The sequence below is a fragment of the Deinococcus planocerae genome (assembly GCF_002869765.1).
Lineage (GTDB): Bacteria > Deinococcota > Deinococci > Deinococcales > Deinococcaceae > Deinococcus > Deinococcus planocerae.
Map to the genome: position 1 here is coordinate 116969 of NZ_PNOR01000001.1, position 17690 is coordinate 134658.

16 protein-coding genes and 1 pseudogene are annotated in these 17690 nt (G+C 72.4%); 5 read left to right on the top strand and 12 right to left on the bottom strand.

Annotation, left to right across the window (positions count from 1 at the left end):
* Window positions 1-33: 33 nt before the first annotated feature.
* From A7B18_RS00545 to A7B18_RS22365, 4 genes and pseudogenes are all read right to left on the bottom strand, one after another.
* A complete protein-coding gene (locus A7B18_RS00545; RefSeq protein WP_102124718.1) occupies window positions 34-2430 on the bottom strand; it encodes a phosphoketolase family protein in 2397 nt (798 codons plus the stop codon).
* Between the two features lie 94 nt (window positions 2431-2524).
* Complete coding sequence (locus A7B18_RS22780; protein ID WP_146009402.1) at window positions 2525-2800, bottom strand: cation transporting ATPase C-terminal domain-containing protein; 276 nt, start codon at window positions 2798-2800, stop codon at window positions 2525-2527.
* The gene (locus A7B18_RS22785; RefSeq protein ID WP_146009415.1) at window positions 2800-3375 is read right to left on the bottom strand and encodes an HAD-IC family P-type ATPase; all 576 of its coding nucleotides are present in this window, start codon (window positions 3373-3375) and stop codon (window positions 2800-2802) included. The genes A7B18_RS22780 and A7B18_RS22785 overlap by 1 nt, the downstream gene beginning before the upstream one ends.
* A 37-nt stretch (window positions 3376-3412) precedes the next feature.
* Window positions 3413-4948 (bottom strand): annotated as a pseudogene (locus A7B18_RS22365) (cation-translocating P-type ATPase); the annotation flags it as partial.
* Window positions 4949-5591: 643 nt separating this feature from the next.
* On the opposite strand from A7B18_RS22365, the gene A7B18_RS00555 reads away from it, so the two are divergent.
* Window positions 5592-6041, top strand: coding sequence for a universal stress protein (locus A7B18_RS00555; protein WP_180969949.1), 450 nt, complete (start codon window positions 5592-5594; stop codon window positions 6039-6041).
* 156 nt (window positions 6042-6197) lie between these two features.
* Window positions 6198-6680 carry a universal stress protein gene (locus tag A7B18_RS00560; protein WP_102124720.1) on the top strand — a complete coding sequence of 161 codons (483 nt, stop codon included), beginning with the start codon at window positions 6198-6200 and terminating at the stop codon, window positions 6678-6680.
* A 203-nt stretch (window positions 6681-6883) separates the two neighbouring features.
* Here A7B18_RS00560 and A7B18_RS00565 read toward each other — a convergent pair whose 3' ends face one another.
* Complete coding sequence (locus tag A7B18_RS00565; protein WP_102124721.1) at window positions 6884-7306, bottom strand: universal stress protein; 423 nt, start codon at window positions 7304-7306, stop codon at window positions 6884-6886.
* Window positions 7303-8703 carry an MBL fold metallo-hydrolase gene (locus tag A7B18_RS00570; RefSeq protein WP_102124722.1) on the bottom strand — a complete coding sequence of 467 codons (1401 nt, stop codon included), beginning with the start codon at window positions 8701-8703 and terminating at the stop codon, window positions 7303-7305. Before A7B18_RS00570 ends, A7B18_RS00565 begins: the two co-directional genes overlap by 4 nt.
* A gap of 309 nt (window positions 8704-9012) precedes the next feature.
* Here A7B18_RS00570 and A7B18_RS21745 point away from each other — a divergent pair, with 309 nt between their 5' ends.
* Together A7B18_RS21745 and A7B18_RS00580 are read left to right on the top strand one after the other, a co-directional pair.
* Window positions 9013-9306, top strand: a complete 294-nt coding sequence (locus A7B18_RS21745; RefSeq protein ID WP_180969950.1) for a DUF4383 domain-containing protein — start codon at window positions 9013-9015, stop codon at window positions 9304-9306.
* Window positions 9307-9430: 124 nt separating this feature from the next.
* Window positions 9431-9835, top strand: coding sequence for a carboxymuconolactone decarboxylase family protein (locus A7B18_RS00580; protein WP_219722070.1), 405 nt, complete (start codon window positions 9431-9433; stop codon window positions 9833-9835).
* 149 nt (window positions 9836-9984) lie between these two features.
* Here A7B18_RS00580 and A7B18_RS00585 read toward each other — a convergent pair whose 3' ends face one another.
* On the bottom strand, window positions 9985-10251 hold the full coding sequence (locus A7B18_RS00585; RefSeq protein ID WP_102124724.1) for a hypothetical protein: 267 nt from the start codon (window positions 10249-10251) through the stop codon (window positions 9985-9987).
* 240 nt (window positions 10252-10491) lie between these two features.
* Here A7B18_RS00585 and A7B18_RS00590 point away from each other — a divergent pair, with 240 nt between their 5' ends.
* The gene (locus tag A7B18_RS00590; RefSeq protein ID WP_102124725.1) at window positions 10492-13554 is read left to right on the top strand and encodes an ATP-binding protein; all 3063 of its coding nucleotides are present in this window, start codon (window positions 10492-10494) and stop codon (window positions 13552-13554) included.
* Here the strand turns inward: A7B18_RS00590 and A7B18_RS00595 are convergent.
* The 5 genes from A7B18_RS00595 to A7B18_RS00615 form a co-directional block, all read right to left on the bottom strand.
* Complete coding sequence (locus A7B18_RS00595; RefSeq protein WP_102124726.1) at window positions 13551-14516, bottom strand: class I SAM-dependent methyltransferase; 966 nt, start codon at window positions 14514-14516, stop codon at window positions 13551-13553. The two genes, A7B18_RS00590 and A7B18_RS00595, sit on opposite strands and share 4 nt — an antisense overlap.
* 227 nt (window positions 14517-14743) lie before the next feature.
* Window positions 14744-14968: a hypothetical protein gene (locus A7B18_RS00600; RefSeq protein ID WP_102124727.1), complete on the bottom strand. Its 225-nt coding sequence runs from the start codon at window positions 14966-14968 to the stop codon at window positions 14744-14746.
* Window positions 14965-15336 (bottom strand): hypothetical protein, encoded by a 372-nt coding sequence (locus A7B18_RS00605; protein WP_102124728.1) that lies wholly within the window; start codon window positions 15334-15336, stop codon window positions 14965-14967. Before A7B18_RS00605 ends, A7B18_RS00600 begins: the two co-directional genes overlap by 4 nt.
* Before the next feature lie 96 nt (window positions 15337-15432).
* Window positions 15433-15813: a hypothetical protein gene (locus tag A7B18_RS00610; protein WP_146009404.1), complete on the bottom strand. Its 381-nt coding sequence runs from the start codon at window positions 15811-15813 to the stop codon at window positions 15433-15435.
* 881 nt (window positions 15814-16694) lie between these two features.
* Complete coding sequence (locus A7B18_RS00615) at window positions 16695-17648, bottom strand: alpha/beta hydrolase (RefSeq protein ID WP_102124730.1); 954 nt, start codon at window positions 17646-17648, stop codon at window positions 16695-16697.
* Window positions 17649-17690: the final 42 nt, after the last annotated feature.

Consider the following 17690-nt stretch of genomic DNA (forward strand, 5'->3'; position numbering starts at 1 on the left):
GAAACCGGGGCCGGGGACCGCAGGAAGGTGTCTCTAGCCCCGCCCCCCGCCCTCCTGCCCGCGCGACCAGCGCCACTCCCGCACTTCGGGCAGGTCCTCGCCGGTGGCCCGCACGTGCAGGCGGTGCGCGATCAGCTTGTCCCGCAACATCTGCTTGACGTGCGCGCCCACCGCCTGAAGCCGGGGCACCCGGTCGACGGCGTCGATGGCGAGGTGGAAGCGGTCGAGGCCATTCAGGACCGCCATGTCGAAGGGCGTGGTGGTCGTCCCCTCCTCCTTATAGCCATGCACGTGGAAATTGGCGTGGTTGGTGCGGCGGTAGGTCAGGCGGTGGATCAGCCAGGGGTAGCCGTGGTAGGCGAAGATCACTGGCCGGTCCCGGGTGAAGAGGCTGTCGAAATCGCGGTCGTTCAACCCGTGGGGGTGCTCGCTCCCCGGTTGCAGGGTCATCAGGTCCACGACGTTCACCACCCGCACCCGCAGGTTGGGGAAGTGCTGCCTCAAGAGGTCCACCGCCGCCAGCGTCTCCAGGGTGGGCACGTCGCCCGCGCAGGCCATCACCACGTCGGGTTCCACCCCCGTGTCCGTGCTCGCCCACGGCCAGAGGCCCAGCCCGGCGGTGCAGTGGCGCACGGCCTCGTCCATGTTCAGCCACTGGGGGGCGGGCTGCTTCCCCGCCACGATCACGTTCACGTACTGTCGGCTGCGCAGGCAGTGGTCTGCCACCGAGAGCAGCGTGTTCGCGTCGGGCGGCAAGTACACCCGCACCACGTCCGCCTTCTTGTTCATGACGTGGTCGATGAAGCCCGGGTCCTGGTGCGAGAAGCCGTTGTGGTCCTGGCGCCACACGTGCGAGGTCAGCAGGACGTTCAGGGAGGGCACCGGGCGCCGCCAGGGGAGGCGGCGGCTCGTCCCCAGCCACTTCGCGTGCTGGTTGAACATCGAGTCCACGATGTGGATAAACGCCTCGTAGCACGAGAAGAGGCCGTGCCGCCCGGTCAGGGTGTAGCCCTCCAGCCAGCCCTGGCAGAGGTGTTCGCTCAGCACCTCCAGCACCCGCCCGTCCGGCGAGAGGTGCTCGTCGGTGGGGAGCAGGGGCTCCGCCCACGCCTTGCCCGTCGCCCCGTACACCGCGTCGAGGCGGTTGGAAGCGGTTTCGTCCGGGCCGAAGAGGCGGAAGTTGTCGGGATTGCTCCCCATCACGTCGCGCAGGAAAGTGCCCAGCACGCGGGTCGCCTCGCCGTCCACCGCGCCGGACTGGGGAACGGGGACCCCGTAAGCGCGGAAGTCGGGCAGCCGCAGGTCGCGGGGCGTGAGGCCCCCGTTGGCGACCGGGTTGGCGCCCATCCGCCGGTCTCCCTGCGGGGCGAGCGCGGCGAGGTCGGGCCGGAGCGTCCCCCCGTCGTCGAACAGCTCCTCGGGACGGTAGCCCCGCAGCCAGTCCTCAAGCTGGCGCAGGTGGTCGGGGTTGGAGGTGAGTCCGGCGAGGGGCACCTGGTGGGCGCGCCAGGTCCCCTCCACGGGTTGGCCGTCCACCTCCTTCGGGCCGGTCCAGCCCTTGGGGGTCCGCAGGACGATCATCGGCCAGCGGGGGCGCCCCTTGACGCCCTCCTCGCGAGCGCGGCGCTGAATCTCGCGGATGTCCGCCCACGCCCGCTCCAACGCCTCCGTCAGTGCCCGGTGGACGAGTTCGGGGTCGTCCCCCTCCACAAACAGCGGATGATGCCCGTACCCCCGCAACAGCGACTCCAACTCCTCCCGAGGCAGCCGGGCGAGGACCGTGGGGTTGGCGATCTTGTACCCGTTGAGGTGCAGGATGGGGAGGACGGCGCCGTCGCGGGCCGGGTTGAGGAACTTGTTGGCGTGCCAGCTTCCGGCGAGCGGCCCGGTCTCGGCCTCGCCGTCGCCGATCACGCATGCGACGAGGAGGTCCGGGTGGTCGAAGGCGGCCCCGTAGGCGTGCGCGAGGCTGTAGCCCAGCTCGCCTCCCTCGTGGATGGAGCCGGGCGTCTCGGGCGCGACGTGGCTGGGAATGCCGCCGGGGAAGGAGAACTGGCGGAACAGCCGGGCCATCCCCGCCTCGTCCTGAGAGATGTCCGGGTACAGCTCGCTGTAGGTGCCCTCCAGGTAGGTGTTGGCGACGAGGCCGGGGCCGCCGTGCCCGGGGCCGGTGACGTACAGGACGCTCAGGTCATGGCGCCGGATCAGCCGGTTGAGGTGCACGTAGATCAGGTTGAGGCCGGGCGTGGTGCCCCAGTGGCCCAGCAATCTCGGCTTGACGTGCTCCAGGCGAAGGGGCTCGCGCAGCAGGGGATTGGCGAGCAGGTAGATTTGGCCCACCGAAAGGTAGTTGGCCGCGCGCCAGGAGGCGTCCAGCAGCCGGAGTTCGTCGGCGCCGAGGTCGGGAAGGACGGGGCTGGTGCTCGTCATGGGGGACACCTCTGGGGACGGCGGGAAGCGGGTCGGAGCGTCCTGAGCCTGGAGACGGAGCGTTACGGAGGTGTTACCGGGGGGACGGTGATGCTCAGCCGCGTCGCGTCCTTCGGGCGCTCGCCACCAGCTTGGCGAGTTCGCGCACCCACAGCACCGAGGACGCCACCGTCAGGCACAGCAGCCAGTCGGGCAGGCCTAGCGGGACCGTCCCGAACGCCCGTTGCAGGGGGGGCGCGTACACCACCAGCCCGTGCAGGGCCAGCGACAGCGCCACCGCCCCCCACAGCCAGCGGTTGCGGAGCAGTCCCCGGAAGGCGCTCTGGGTGTCCGAGCGGGCGTTCCAGACATTGAAGAGCTGAGAGAACATCAGCGTGGTAAAGGCCAGCGTGCGCCCGTGGGGGAGGCTCCCCGCGTCCCCGCGATCAGGCCGCCGGGCAATGAGGCGTCCAGCACGCCCAGGGTCCCCACCGCCACGACTCCCCCGACGAGCAGGATGCCGCGCCACATCTGGGGAGTGATCACGCCCTCCCCGGCGGGACGTGGCGGGCGGAGCATCACGTCCGGGTCGGTGGGGTCGAGCCCGAGTGCCAGGGCGGGCGCCCCGTCGGTCACCAGGTTGATCCACAGGATCTGGGTGGCGAGCAGCGGCAGCACGACCTCGCCGCCCTCCCCGCGCAGACCCAGGGCGCCCGCGAAGACCACCCCGAGGAACATGGTCAGCATCTCGCCGATATTGGAGGACAGCAGGTAGCGCAGGAACTTGCGGATGTTATCGAAGATGCCGCGCCCAACTTCTACCGCCGCGACGATGGTGGCGAAGTTGTCGTCGGCGAGCACCATGTCGGCGGCCTCTTTGGACACGTCGGTGCCGGTGACGCCCATCGTCACGCCGATGTCGGCGGCCCTCAGCGCGGGGGCGTCGTTCACCCCGTCCCCGGTCATCGCCACGACCGCCCCGCCACGTTGGCAGCGCCCGCACGATCCGCAGCTTGTGTTCGGGGTCCACCCGGGCGTACACCCCCGTCTCCCGCACCGCGCGTTCCAGCTCGCTCTCCGGGAGGCGCGCGAGGTCCGCGCCGGTCAGCGCCCGCTCGCCCGGGGACACGAGACCGAGTTCAGTCGCGATGGCGGCGGCGGTCACCGGATGGTCCCCGGTGATCATCAGGGGGCGGATGCCCGCCTCCCGTGCCCGCGCGACCGCCGCCCTCGCCTCCTCGCGCGGGGGGTCGATCATGCCCACGAGGCCCAGGAACACCAGATCGCGCTCCAGGTCCTCGGTCGCCTCCCCCGCGGGGGCGTTCCCCGGTAGGGTGCGGGAGGCGACCCCCAGCGTTCGCAACGCCCGCGCGGCCAGCCGCTCGTTCTCGGCGCGGATCGCGGCCCGGCGCGCGCCCGAGAGTGGGTGGACCTCCTCCCCGACGAGTTCAGAGGTGCACCGCTCCAGCAGCACGTCGGGGGCACCCTTGCTGAAGAGGACGAGGCGCCCCGCTTCCCGGTGCACGGTGCTCATCCGCTTGCGCTCCGAGGAGAAGGGGAGTTCGCCCACCCGCGGGAGGCGGGCGTCCAGCTCCCCCGGACTCAGCCCCGCCTTGCGCGCCGCCACGATCAGGGCCCCCTCGGTGGGGTCGCCCTGGACGGTCCAGCGGCCCTCCTCCCGCAGGGCGGCGTTGCTGGCAAGGGCGGCTCCGATGAGCAGCCGCTCGACCTCGGCCCACTGGGGTCCCAGGCGCAGCGGCCCTTTCCCGGCGCTCAACTCTCCTTCCGGCGCGTACCCGCCGCCCGTCACCCCGGTCACGCCGCTCGCCGTCACGACCTCGCGCACCGTCATCTCGTTGCGGGTGAGGGTCCCGGTCTTGTCGGAGGCGATCACGCTCGCCGAGCCCAGCGTCTCCACGGCGGGCAGGCGGCGCACGACTGCCCTCCTCCTCGCCATCCGCCCCGTGCCCAGGGCCAGCACCGCCGAGGTGATCGCGGGCAGCCCCTCGGGCACCGCCGCGACGGCCAGGGCCACCGCCAGCAGGAGCACGTCCACCAGGGCTGCGAGGTCCCGCACCCCGCCCACCAGCACGAGGGTCAGGGCCATCACCCCGGCGATGACGAGCACCAGGGCCCCCAGCCGCCGCCCGGTGCGGCCCAGTTCGCGCTGGAGGGGCGTCTCCTCGGCGGGGGTGCGCCCCAGCAGCCCGGCGATGCGCCCGATCTCCGTGCCCATGCCCGTGGCGGTCACGACGGCCCGGCCCCGGCCCCCGCTCACCGCCGTGCCCGAGAGGACCATGTTGCGGCGGTCGCCGAGGGCGGCTGCGTGGTCGAGGGGGGCGGCGTCCTTGCCCACCGGCAGGCTCTCCCCGGTCAGGGACGCCTCCAGCGTGCGCAGGGAGACGGCCCCCAGGAGCCGGGCGTCGGCGGGCACGGCGTTCCCCTCCTCCAGCAGCAGGATGTCCCCCGGCACCACCTCGCGGGCGGGCACGGGGCGGGGCTCGCCGTCCCGCAGCACCCGGGCCTGGGCGGCGGTCATCGCCCCCAGGGCCGCGACCGCCCGCTCGGCGCGCGCCTCCTGGGCGTACCCCAGCACGGCGTTGAGGAGCACGAGCACGTCCTGAAATTGCGCCAGGAAACGCCGCCAGGCGGGCCCGGGCTTCCGGGGAAGCGAGGCCGCGGGCCGGGTCGACCCCCAGGGTGCTCGCCACCTCCCCGGCCTGCCGAAGCTCGGGGGCGGGCGGGGCGGAACCGGGCGTGGGGAGGTCCGTGGTCGTGCGGCTCACCTCCCGAGAGCTTACGGGGAACCCGGACGTCACGTGCCTTGCGTCCGCACACCTGCGCTCCCGGGCACCTCGGGCCCCATCACGTCCCTCGCCCCCACGGGCTCCGGAGCGGCAGACAGAGACGACGGGCAGGGGATCACCACGGCCTCTTGACCGGGCGGGTGGCGCCGGGGTGACGAACAAGGTCCCACATCGTGCGGTCAACCTGGGGCTTTTCCGTTACCTTGCCGTTACCGCCCGGCCCTTCTCCGGAGGACCGGGGGAGGCAGGGGTGGACGACGTGACCCTCGCGTAGCCCCAGGGTTCTTCCCGCCGTGTTCCCCCGGGCGTCGTAACCCTCAGGTAACCCCCCGGCCCCACCCTGGCATCAGGCCGCTTCCGGCCCGGAGGTGCAAGGTGTTCCGTCGTGTCCTCGTTCCCGTCGATTTCGGGGCTTGCAGCGTGCAGGCCGTCACCCATGCCTTCGACCTCGTGCGGGTCATCGGAGGCAGCCTCACGCTGCTACATGTCCTGGAGGAACCGCAGGCGCCGGACGGACCGGCGGAGGCCCGGTTGCGTCAGCTCGCCGAGCGCGGGCGCCGTCCCCCCACCCTGCTCGTCGCGGCGCCGGGGGAACACTCCGTGGCCGAGGCCATCCTGGCGGCGGCCCGGCGCGTGGAGGCCGAGTTGCTCGTGCTCGGTCCCCACGGGGGGCCGGACCCCACTGTTCACAAGCTGGGGCGGGTGGCAACCGAGGTCCTGCTGGGGGCCCATCTCCCCGTGCAGCTCGTGCCGGGGGCCTTTCAGCCCGCCCCCGAGCCGGGAGCCCGTTGGCGCGCCCTGGCGAAAGGCGAGCACGACGCTTGACCCGCCGGGCGGGCCGTAACGCCCCGGTTACACCCGGCAGGCAGGGTGACGGCAGGCGGACCGTTCGGGGCCGTCAGCCTGAGGCGGGAACCGCCCGGACCTTCCCCTCCGTTCTTCCCACCGCCGGATCCTCTCCAAGACCCCAAGGAGCGCAGGATGTTCGAGCGTATTTTGGTGCCGCTGGACTTTTCGACCTCCGCCGCGCGTGCCCTCGACACGGCGCGCACCCACTTCCCGGGGGCACACCGCCGCCTGCTGTACGTGGCGGATTCCCGCCGTGACTATGCCGCCAGCGCCCTCGACCTGCTCGAGTCGGGCCACCCGGCGGCCAGCAGCGCCGACCTCGCCCGGGATGAGCTGGAACGCCAGTTGGAGGCGAACGAGACCATGCAGGTGGTGGACGGAGTGCCTGCCGAGGAGATTCTGGGGGTGGCGCGGGAGTGGGGGGCAGAGTTGATCGTGATGGGGACGCACGGGCGGCGCGGCCTGGCACACCTGGTGCTGGGGTCGGTGGCGGAGGCGGTCGTGCGGGGGGCGACGGTGCCGGTCATGACCGTGCGGGTCGTCCAGGCCACCGCGAAGACCGAGGAGCCCGCCGGGCGCACCCTGCCCCTCCGACCGTCCCCCAGCGGCGGGTGACCCCCGGACACGTTCAATAGGCCTCTGGGCGCTGTGGCCCAGGGCCCGCGTCCGCTTTTCCCGGGGAGAGTGCCTGAGGGGCCAGACGCGGGCTCCGTGCGCCCCCGGAGGCACCCCTCATCCTGACGGAATGACGGGAGGCGGCCCCGCCAGGCATGCCCCCTCGGGATGAACCGGGTTGAGCTGGCCCGCCGCTGTCAGGCTCAGCGCACGACCAGCACCGGGACGGAGGAGCGCCGCACCAGCGTCTCCGCCACCGACCCCAGCAACACCCGGTCCATCCCCCGGTAGCCGTGCGTCCCCACCACGATCAGGTCAGACTTCGCCCCCTCGCCCAGCAGCACATCGGCGGGCAAGCCGTCGAGGAGCTTGACCTCCACCGTCACACCGGCCTCGCGCGCCCGCTCCTCGGCCCGCGCGATGGTCTCCAGCCCCAGTGCCCGGACCCGCTCGCGGGCGGCGTCCACACTCAGGCCCGTCACCAGCGCCGTGTAGGAGGAGATGGGGGGCTCCTCCAGCACGTGCAGGACCGTGGTGTCCGCGCCGAGTCGCCGGGCCAGGTCGAGGCCGTACCTGAGAGCCTGCTCACCCGCCTCGCTGCCGTCCACCCCGATCAGGACCCTCACGGCCTGACCTCCGGGTGGCCCGCCAGCACGAGGGGCACGCCCCGCCGCACGAGGTCCACCTGCCTCCCCCGGTCGGCGAGGTCCCGCGCGAAGTGTTCCATCACCGGCACCTCTCCGTGCACGAGCAGCACCCGGGCCTCCCCGGTCGGCTCCAGCCAGGCGAGCAGGTCGTCCCGGTCGGCATGGGCGGAGAAGCCCCCGATGGTGTGGATGCTCGCCCGCACCGACACCTCCTCCCCGAAAAGACGCACCTGCCGCGCCCCCCTGACCAGGGCGGCCCCCAGGGTGCCCGGGGCCTGGAAGCTGACGATCACGACGCTCGTCTCTGGCCGTCCGAGGCGGTGACGCAGGTGGTGGCGCACCCGCCCCCCATTCATCATCCCCGAGCCCGCCACAATCACCATCGGCCCGGCCTGGCTGTTCAGGGCGCGCGACTCGCCGGGCGAGGTCAGTACCCGCAGAGTGGAGGGGTGGAAGGGGTCCACCCCCTCTGAGAGGGCCAGCGCCACGTTGGGCTCGAATTCGGCGGCGGAGTCCCGGTACAGCCGGGTGAGCTGCGCAGCCATCGGCGAGTCCAGGTACACCGGGACGGGCGGGATGTCCCCGGCGTCCATCAGCCGCTTCAGGAAATACAGGACGTTTTGGGTGCGCTCTAGGGCGAAGCTGGGGATGATCACGGCTCCGCCCAGGGCGAGGCTGCGCCGCAGCACGTCCCGGAACTCGGCCACGGTGTTCGCCAGGGAGCGGTGGGTGCGGTCCGCGTAGGTCGTCTCCACGATCACGGCGTCACAGGCGAAGGGGAGAGAGAAGTCAGGCTGGACCGCAGAGTTGCGGTTGCCCAGGTCACCGGAGAAGACGACGCGGCCTCCGGGTGTCTCCAACTCGTAGAAGACGCTGCCCAGGACGTGCCCGGCGGGGCGGGCGGTGACCGTGACGCGCCCGAGTCGAAAGGGCTCGTGGGGCACCACGTCCGGCTTGAAGCGCCGCAACGTCTCATGGGCGAGTGCTTCGTCATACAGGGAACCCGTCTCCGGCACGTCCTGCCCCGCGCGCATCGCTCGCCGCCGGTCCCGGGCGTGATCCTCCTCCTGCACCCGGGCGCTGTCGAGGAGCACGACCTTGGCGACGCGGGCGGTGGGCTCCGTGCAGTACACCCGGCCGCAAAAGCCCCCCTTCACCAGCAGGGGCAGCCGTCCCACATGGTCGAGGTGGGCGTGTGTGAGCAGCACCGCGTCCAGGCCCGCCGGGTCGAAGCCGAAGGGCTCGCGGTTGAGAGCATCGAGATCAGGTCCACCCTGAAAGAGGCCGCAGTCCACGAGAAGCTGCTCCCCGCCCACCTCGAGCAGGTGACAGCTTCCGGTGACCGTCCCCGCCGCGCCGTAACTGGTCAGCCGCATATCTTCCTCCTGCGGGCAGCCTGGAAGGACGCGGTTACGGGGCCGTTACCGCTCTCGCCGCCAGCACCAGGTCCGCCCCTCCCTGCCAGGCCCGATCCCGTCCCTGGCGGGGCGCCGGAAGTGCCGGTAGAAGGGCCGGTAACAGTGGGGCAACAGGGCCAGATCACGCTGATCTCACGGGTGCCCGGGCGGCGATCACCCGGACAGGGGTGCCGGGGTTTCGTCCCTGCAAGGTCCCGAGGAGGTGTGGATGTCAGTGCCCCGTCAAATCAATCTCGTCTTGGGCTTCGCCCTGGTGGCCTTGGGGGTGTGGGGGCTTTTCCCTCGACGGGGCGTCTGCTGTTTGGGCTCCTGCCGGTGCGCCCCCTGCTGTGTGTTCTGCTGCTCGCCACCGGGAGTTTGCTGCTGTTCGGCACGGTCAGGACGGAGATCGCCCGGGAAACGGCCTGGGCGCTGGGCCTGCTCTTCGCCCTGCTCGGCGGCCTGGCCCTGATCTCGAACAGCCTGTTCGGGACGCTGCCCATGAACGGCTGGAGCACCGGGCTGTTCGCTGCGGTGGCCGCCCTGCTGCTGCTCGCCGGCCGGACCCGCCACCGGGGTTGAGCCCGGCGACGACCGCCGAGAGGAGCCGTTTGGTGATCACGCTGCCCGAAGCCGGGGCGGGCGTGGCGATGGAGGGAAGCAGGCGAAACGACGACATCGGAAGGGAGACCTCCGGGAGGACACCGTGCAGACCTCGTATCCCAAGTACCAGCGCCACCTGTCCCGCCGTATCCGCGACCTCTACCGGGAGATCCCGGGCACGATGGGGGGCTTTGGCGACCTGAACCGGGGAACCCTGACAGAGGGGGCCCTGAGCCTCAAGACGAAGGAGTGGATGGCGCTCGCCGTCGCCATCCACGCCCGTTGCGACGGGTGCGTCGCTTACCACGTCCACGACTGCCTGCGGGCTGGGGCCACCCGCGAGGAACGGCTCGAAACCGTGGGGGTGGCGGTACTGATGGGCGGGGCGCCGTCCCTGGTCTACGGGGCCGAGGTGCTGGAGGCCATCGAACAGTTCGGGGCCCAGCCGGGTGCCGCCGAACCCGCCGCCCCGACCCCCCACCGGGCGGCTGGACGAACGGTAGGTTGAAGACGGGAAGGCTGCGATCCGAACTCGTAGGCTCCTAGGAGCGTGACCTGCTCGCCGGGCCGATGCTCGGCCCGGTCTTTATCCGGGGGCCAGCCCGGGACGGTCTCAGTCTATCGGCTCGCTCTGCCGCTTCCACCTCCGCGTCGATCTCAGTCAAAGGCTGCTGGGGGAGGTTTGGCGGGCAGGGTCTGGCCGTCGACCACCGGGGCCCACAGGAGGTTCCCGGTGACCGCCTTCGGGCCCGAGCGCCCGGGGTCGGGGTCCGCCGTCAGGTCGGCGCGCAGTTTCTCCTGGGCCGGGCGCAGCCGGGCAACCGGAGCACCCAGCCGGCTTGCAACCCCCCGCCGCAAGAGACCCCCGGTGTGGGGTATGGACAGCAGCGTGCCGATGCTCGGTTTGAACTGCCCCCGGGTCAAGTGACTGGTGGAGCGTTGCCGTCTTATCAACGACAGCGGGGCAAGTCTTGGTTCGCCGCGCCGGTTGTCCCGCATGGTTCGACCACGCTCCCAAGTTCAGTGTTCGGGGCCGGCTCTCCGTCTCCACCTTGCCTGCCGTTCGCAACGGGCTCGGGGTCGCCTCCCGGCCTTCTCCTTCCCCCCTCAGACCCGGCCACTTCCCTGAGACGAAGGGTTCGAGCGAAAGAGAGGGCACTTCTCGTGCGGCAAGACGTGGTGACCGGCCTCGCCCGCGGCCTGGGTGCCGTCGTGTCCGGGCAGATCAGTGTCACGCTGGGGGTGTGGGGTGAGCCCGGCGTCAGCAAGACCTTTCTCGCCGGTCAGGTTCTGCGGGAAATCCCATGCGCGAGCCGCAGCGTGCCCGCGGTCAGTTCTGTGGCGGAATTGCTGAGCGTCCTTCCACGGCCCAGGGGGGAAGCCGCCTGGGCCGTGGAGCAACTCGAACGGCTGACGACGCGTGAGCTGCCCGACCCGCAGACCCTGACGGCCACCCTCGCCACGGTCCTCGCGGGGCTCGCGCCCTTCGTGCTGCACCTCGAAGACGTGCACGAGGCGCAAGGAGAGCACTCGGCGCTGCTCACGGCACTGGGCCGGGCCGCGCGGCGTTCGCGCGGCGTGGGGCTGCTCGCCACCAGCCGCGCCGAGTTGCCGCCGCCCTTCCTGAGCCGTCACGTGGCACCCCTGGGTCTGGATGAGGTGGCCGCGCTGCTCGAAGGGGAGGTGGGCGCGTCGGTGCCGCCGGAGGGGGTGGCCTGGGTCCATGGCCGCACCGGCGGCCACCCCCTCTTCGCGCTGGAGTTCACCCGGCACCTGACGCGGCAGGGGTTCTTGTGGAGCGACGGGCGGGGCTGGAACTGGCGTGCGCCGCCGGAGGAGACCCTGCCCGTCACGGTCGAGGCCCTGATCGCGCAGCTCACCGCGCGCGTGACGCACCCGGGGGCCCGCGCGGTGCTGGAGGCGCGCGCCCTCCTCGGCCACCCGGCGGACGCGGAGACCTGGCGGGAGGTGGCCGGGATCGGGCCCGGGGCCTTCGAAGACGCGTGCGCTGCCCTGCGCCGGGGCCATATGCTGCGCGGCGACGCCCTCGCCCACCCTTTGATCGGGGAGGTGGTGGCGCGCGAGTTGCCCCGGGAACGGCGCCGTGAGTACGCGAGGCGCGCCGTCCAGGTGTTGATGACCCGCGATCCGGCGCGGGCCGTGGACCTGATTGGGCAGGCCAGGCTCGGGGAGGACGAGGAGCGGACGCTCCTGGGCCAGGCGCTCGACAGGGCGCGACAGCAGGAGGACACCCGGCTGGCCGCCCGCCTGCTGGGCCTGGCCGCCGAGCGCGAGCGTGGGGCGGAGAGGGTCCGCCTGGCGCTGGAGGCCGAGGGCCTGCTGGGGAAGGGCGCCACCGAGCACGAGCGGGCGCGCCTGTCCCGGCTCGCCCTCGACGCGCAGCCAGAAAGCCGCGAGGCGCGATTGCGGCTGGCGGGCGCGTATGCGGCGATGGGACTGGGCGGTGAGGTCGAGGCGCTCGTGGCCGGGTTGCCGGAGGCGGAGCGGGGCGAACTCCCCTGGGTCCGGGTGCTGTTCTCCGCACAGGCGCAGGGCACCCACGCCGCCCGGGCGCTGCGCACCTGGCAGGCTCACCCGGAGCTGGCGCGGGTGCCGGAGAGTGTCGTGCGGGCGGCCAACGTCCACGCCAACCTGGGGGACTTCAGGGCCGCCGAGCACCTCATCACCCGGGGACTCGCCCTGCCCGACCTGCCGGACCGGGCGCGCGCCGCCCTCTCGCGGCGGCTGGCGTTCATTCGGTCCGAGCAGGGGCACTTCGAGGAAGCCGGGCGGCTGTTCGATCAGTGCCTGGCGTGGCTGGAAGAACATGGCTCCGCCGGGATGGTGGCCGCGTGCCAGTACGAGCGTTCGTTCAACCTGTCCCGGCTGGGCCGTTATAGCGACGGCCTGGAGGCCCTGAGGGTCGCCGTCAGGGGCTACGCCGAGGCGGGCTGGGTGCAGTACGCGGCGAACGCCCGTGCCCTCTTAGGCGCCACCCTCGCGCGGCTGGGGCAGTTTCCCTGGGCCGAGGCGAGCCTGCTGGAGGCGCAAGGCACCCTTTCAACGCTGGACGTGACGTACAGCCTGGTGAATTGCGAGTGGGAACTCGCCCTGCTGTACGCGGACTGGCGGCCCCCCCACGGCGGCGTGCTGGCGCGGAAGTTCGCCGGGGACGCCCTGACGCACGCCCGCGCCCTCGCCAACCCGCGCCCGCTGGTCAGCGCCCTGTGCGTGGCCGCGCGCGTCGAGGCGTGGCAGGGCGACCCGGCCCGCGCCCTCGACCTCGCCCGGGAGGCGGCCGCTCTCGGGCCCAGTTCTGACGAGGACGCCTGGGGCTGCGACGTGGCCCTCGCGCTCGCGCTGGAGGCGAACGGGCAGCCGGAGCGGGCGCGGGCGTGCTGGCGCCGCGCCGTGACACGCACGCGGGTGTCCGAGTACCGACACGAGGCCGAACTCGCCCGGCTGGGGGGAGACGCGGCGCGGGCGGCGGCCCTGCTGGCCTGGTTCGAGGAGGCCGGGCTGGGGGCGCTGGCGGGCCGCGCGCGGCGGTATTTGCCCCCGCCGCCCGCACCAGCTCCCCCCATGCCACCCTCCGCCCGAATGACGGTGCTGGGAACCTTCGGCCTGTCGCGCGGGGGCCAGGCCGTTGCGTACCGGGACCGCAAGCGCGCGGAACTGCTCGCGTACCTGCTCGAAGCCCGCCTGGCGGGGCGGGCCGAGGGGAGTGCGCTCGACCTGGGGGACGCCCTGTCCCCCGGCGTTCCCGAGGCCGAGGCCCGCCACACCCTCCAGCAGCAGGGGTACCTGATCCGCTCGGGACTCGGCCAGGGGGCCGTGCTCAGCACCGCGAACGGCTACGCGCTGGGGGCAGTGTCGAGCGACGCCGAGGACTTCCTGGCCGGTGGGGACGCCCCGCGCCAGAGCGGGGCGTCCCTGGAGGGGCTGGGCGAGGGCTGGCTGCCCGGTGTGCGCGACGCGCTCGCACTCGCGTTGCGCGAGCGGGTGGAGGCGCTCCTCACGCGGGGCGCGGCCCGCCTCGCGCGCGTGCTGTGTGCCGCGGCGCCCTATGACCAGGAGGCGCTGCGCCTCGCCGTGCGTGCCCTGGAAGCGGAGGGACAGACGGCGGCGGCCCGCGCGCTGTACGCCGAGCGGCGGGCTGCGCTGCTGGAGGTAGGCGAGCGCCTGCCCCCCGCGCCAGACAGGTTCCTGGCAGGCACTTCTTCTTAAGGGACGCCCGGCGCGGAAGGCCGCGGCACGGCCTGTGACCGCGCGGACCCGGGCGCGAGTCGGGGAGAGGGGGAGGCGGGTCCTCGGTCCCACCCGCACCTCCCGTTGCCCGAACCGCGTGCCCCTGAACACGGCCTCTCGGGGCGTGTCAGGCGCACGGCCCTGACCACCAGCATCCCGGACTCCAGCCGGGTGGTGCCGCCCTCTGCCGCGTTGTGTCTGGCCCAGTACCCTTCCAGGTCCGCGCGCAGGGCCGCCTGCCCGTCCTCGTCCAGCGCCGCGAACGCCCGGTTGGTCGGCCCGTAGGAGGCGCGGAAGAACTCGACAACCTCTCCGGGGCCGAAGGGGTAGGCGAAGTGTTCGAAGCGCACCTCCCGTACCCCGGACCCCAGCCGTTGCCGCACGGTGGCCTCGTCGCCCCACTGCATCGGGGAGGGCATCAGGGGCGAGGGCGGCACGTGCTGGCCTATGACCCTGAACATGCCCCCGATGAAGCCGGAGGACGTCCAGTTGCCCATCACGATCCGTCCCCCCGGTCTGCATACGCGCAGCAGCTCAGCGGCCACCCGCTCCGGGCGGGGGGCGAAGATCGCGCCGACCAGGCTGCTCACCACGTCAAAGGCCACGTCCGGGTATGGCAGGTCCTCGGCGTCGCCCTCGTCGAAGCGGGCGGGGAGCCCCTCGGCGGCGCGGCCCCGGGCCTGCCCGATCAGGTTGGCGGCGATGTCCACCCCGGTCGCGTCGATGCCCGCCCGCGCGGCAGGGATGACAAGCTGCCTGGCCCCACAGGCCACGTCGAGGAAGCGTTCGCCGGGCCTCAGGTCCAGCTCTTTCAGGAACGTCAGCGCGCCGGGTTCCATGTACCGGGCGAAAACGCCGTAGTCGCCGCTCTCCCAGGTGGCCTGGAGGCGGGCCTTGAGGGCCTGCATGTCGGGGGAAGGGGTGTGCTGCGTGCGGGTCATGGGCAAAACCTCCTGCCGGGGTCGGGAAAAGGCGGGCGGATGAACGCGGTGGGCGGGGGGCAGGTGTGGCGCCCCCGATGAGGTGACGCACCCAAGTGGCGATTCAGGGACGAGAGCAGTCGTGGTGGCTGGCCTCCCGGTGGCTCGCTGACTGGAGGGGTACGGCGGTGGAGTGCGGCCGGCGGGTGGTTCGGTTCAGCCCCGAGGAGCATCGCGGGGAGTTCCGGCTACCTCGTCCAGATCGTGTGGCCGGTCGCGCTGTCCAGCCGCCTCAGGAAGGCGTCCCCGCCGCCCGCGCGACCGGCACCGAGGTCCCCGAAGGCGTAGCCCGCCGTGTACACCTCGGTCTCCAGGTTCGGCAGGCGCCCCACGCGGTCGGGCGTGAGAACTGGGCCGAGCGCCGAGGACGCGAGCACCGCGAAAGCGTACGCTCCTTCGCGCGTGTCGGTCACGCTGGTCCACAGCGGCGGCCCCCGCCGGGTCCGATCTTGCTGACGAAGCCGACGACGTGTGGGTGGGGGCCTCCCGCCCGGTACCCGGCGACGTAGAGGTTGCCGCCGCCGTCCGCGCCGGCGTCCCACGCGGTGTCGGTGCCGTACAGGTTGTGGTACGGCTGCTGCCACTGCTGCGCGCCGTCCGCGTCGAACTGGGTGACCAGCGTCTTGTACTCGCCCGACGCCCACCACCAGAAGACGCCGACCAGGTAGACGTGATCCTGCGCCACCGCCACGGCCGTGCCGGACTGGTACGGAAACGCCTGGAAGTGCACCTGGCGCGTCCAGACGATGCCGCCGTCCGTAGTGACTTTGCGAATCACCATGCCGTCGCGGTCGGTGCCCGCCAGGTAGATGGAACCGTCTTGACCCAGCGTGACGTCGGAGTAGCCGAGCAGGCTGTGGGTGTGGTCCCTGAGGGCCTAGAGCAGCTTGCCGCCAGCGTCGTACTTGAGGAGGCTGGCGACCCCGAAGGCGGACACCGGCACGTAGATGCTGCCGCTCGCGTGCGCCACGACGCCGCCGACGGCACCGCTGCCCCCCGGTCCGACTTTCTGCGACCAGGCGAGGTCGCCGCCCGCGGTGTCCTTGCGAAGGAAGAGGTCGTAGGCGCCGCCACTCCCCGTTCGGCCCACCACGTAGGCGTTGTCCTGGGCGTCGGTGGACACGCCCCACGCGTCGTCGAGGCCGGACGTGCCGAACTGGCGGCCCCACGAGAGATTGCCCGCCGCGTCGTACTTCGCGAGGAAGGCACCGGCATCGCCGGGGTGTGTGCCGTACAACTTGCCCCAGGTTCGCCCCACCACGTACACGCCCGCGGCGTGTGGGGCGAGGGCGTGGGCTTCGTCGCGTGTCCGGGAAGCTGCGCCCCCGGCGCGGACGCCTGCGATGCGGGGTCTTGGCCGCAGGCGGCGAGCAGGCCCGCCAGCAGTGCGTGCCGGAAGTATTCCGGCCTCATCCCTTCCACCTCCAGGCGAACGAAACGGTTGATCTTCCAGCCTGCTCAGCAGACCTGCCCACGTTGCTCCCCCCTCACGCCCGGGCCGGGGCTCCCCGGGGAAGGAGGCCGCCCTCCTCCGCAGCGGCGCACCCGGAGGCGCCAAGCGTGGACGGAGTGTCGGCGGGCCCGACTCACAAATCGATCAAAAGTTCCGGTGGGTCTGACCTCGCCAGCTCTGCGTCAGGTTCGGCGATGGGTGTCGAAGGTCGGCAGGCCCCGGCGCTGCGACGTCCCGAACGACGCGCGCCCGCGCCTATCCCGCCTCACCGCGCGCGGCATACTTGCCTCAACAGCGAACAGTATTCAGTTCAATGGTGTGGGGTGCTGGCGCCTGGTGTGATCCCAACTTGCTCGAATTCCAGAACATCCGGTGGGTTGTCCGGATGTTCTCAGTGGCCGGAGGTTCAGGGGTGGCCCTGCGCCTGTCTTGCAGGAGACGGCGGAGGGTGACCCGCCCAGGGTCCGTCGCCGCAAGTCGGTCTTTTCTTCTCGCTCTCCTGCGGGAGCCGGACCAGTCCACTCGCCCTGACGCGCCTCAGACCCTGAGCGGGGCGTCGGGGGAGCAACGAGAGTGTCCCCCGGCATCACAGCTCTCCCCAGAGACGCGGGCCGCCGCCTATGGTTCCAGGCGGCCTCCATCACGACGGTCAGGTGTGGGCCGTCCCCTGTTCGGCACGACTATGTTCACCCCCGGGTATGTTCACCCCCGGGCCGGGACCCGAGTTCCGAGATCGGGGCCCCACCGGTCATCTCGGACCGCAGGTGCAGGTGCAGGAAGCCGAGCAACTCCGCGCGGTACCGGGCCAGGTGCCGGGGACCGATCACGCCCAGGTGGCCCGCGCCCGGAATCTCCAGCAGACGCGCGCTCCCGTGGGCCTCGCGCAGCCGCCGCCCGTTCTCGATGCCCACCACCCGGTCCGCGTCCCCGTGGATGAGGAGCAGGGGCCGGTCTTGCAGCCGCGCAACGTCGTCCACGGGCCGCATGTCGCGCATCCTCGCCCCCACCCGCCGCTCGGCCACCCACACGATCAGCGGTGCAAGTGCGGGGACGGGAAGGCGGGTGAAGGCCCGGACACCGCTTGCCACGTTCGAGGCCAGGCTCGCCGCGCTGGCGACCGAGACGACGGCGCGTGCGTGCGGTGTCCGTGCGGCGGCCCGCAGCACCGCCGCCCCACCCATCGAGTGTCCCAGCAGCGCGACCCGCCCCGGGTCCACGTCGGGCCGCGTTCTGACGTGCTCCAGCGCGGCGAGCACGTCACGCTCCTCGTGCAGTCCCAGACCGCTCACCCGCCCGCCCGACTCGCCGTGAGCGCGCAGGTCGAAGAGCAACACTCCGTACCCCTCCCGGTGCAGGGCCGCCGCGTGGAGCAGGAGGTGGCCGCGGTGCCCCCCGGTGCCGTGGGCACAGACGACCGTCGCCCCGTCTGCACCTGAGGCAGGCGGCACGAACCAGCCACGCAGGGGCACACCGTCGGCGGTGGTGAAGCTCACGTCCTCCCAGGAGGTCACGCCCAGGTGGTCGGGGCTGTGGGCGGCGTGGGTGCGCCGGGGCCGGACGAGCCGGTCCGCCTGAACGTGGGCGGTCAGCAGCAGCGGGGCGGCGAGCAGCAGGGGCGAAACGATGATCAGTCCGAACATGGCAACTCCGATCTGGGGAAAGGGGGGGCGGGGAGGACCCCG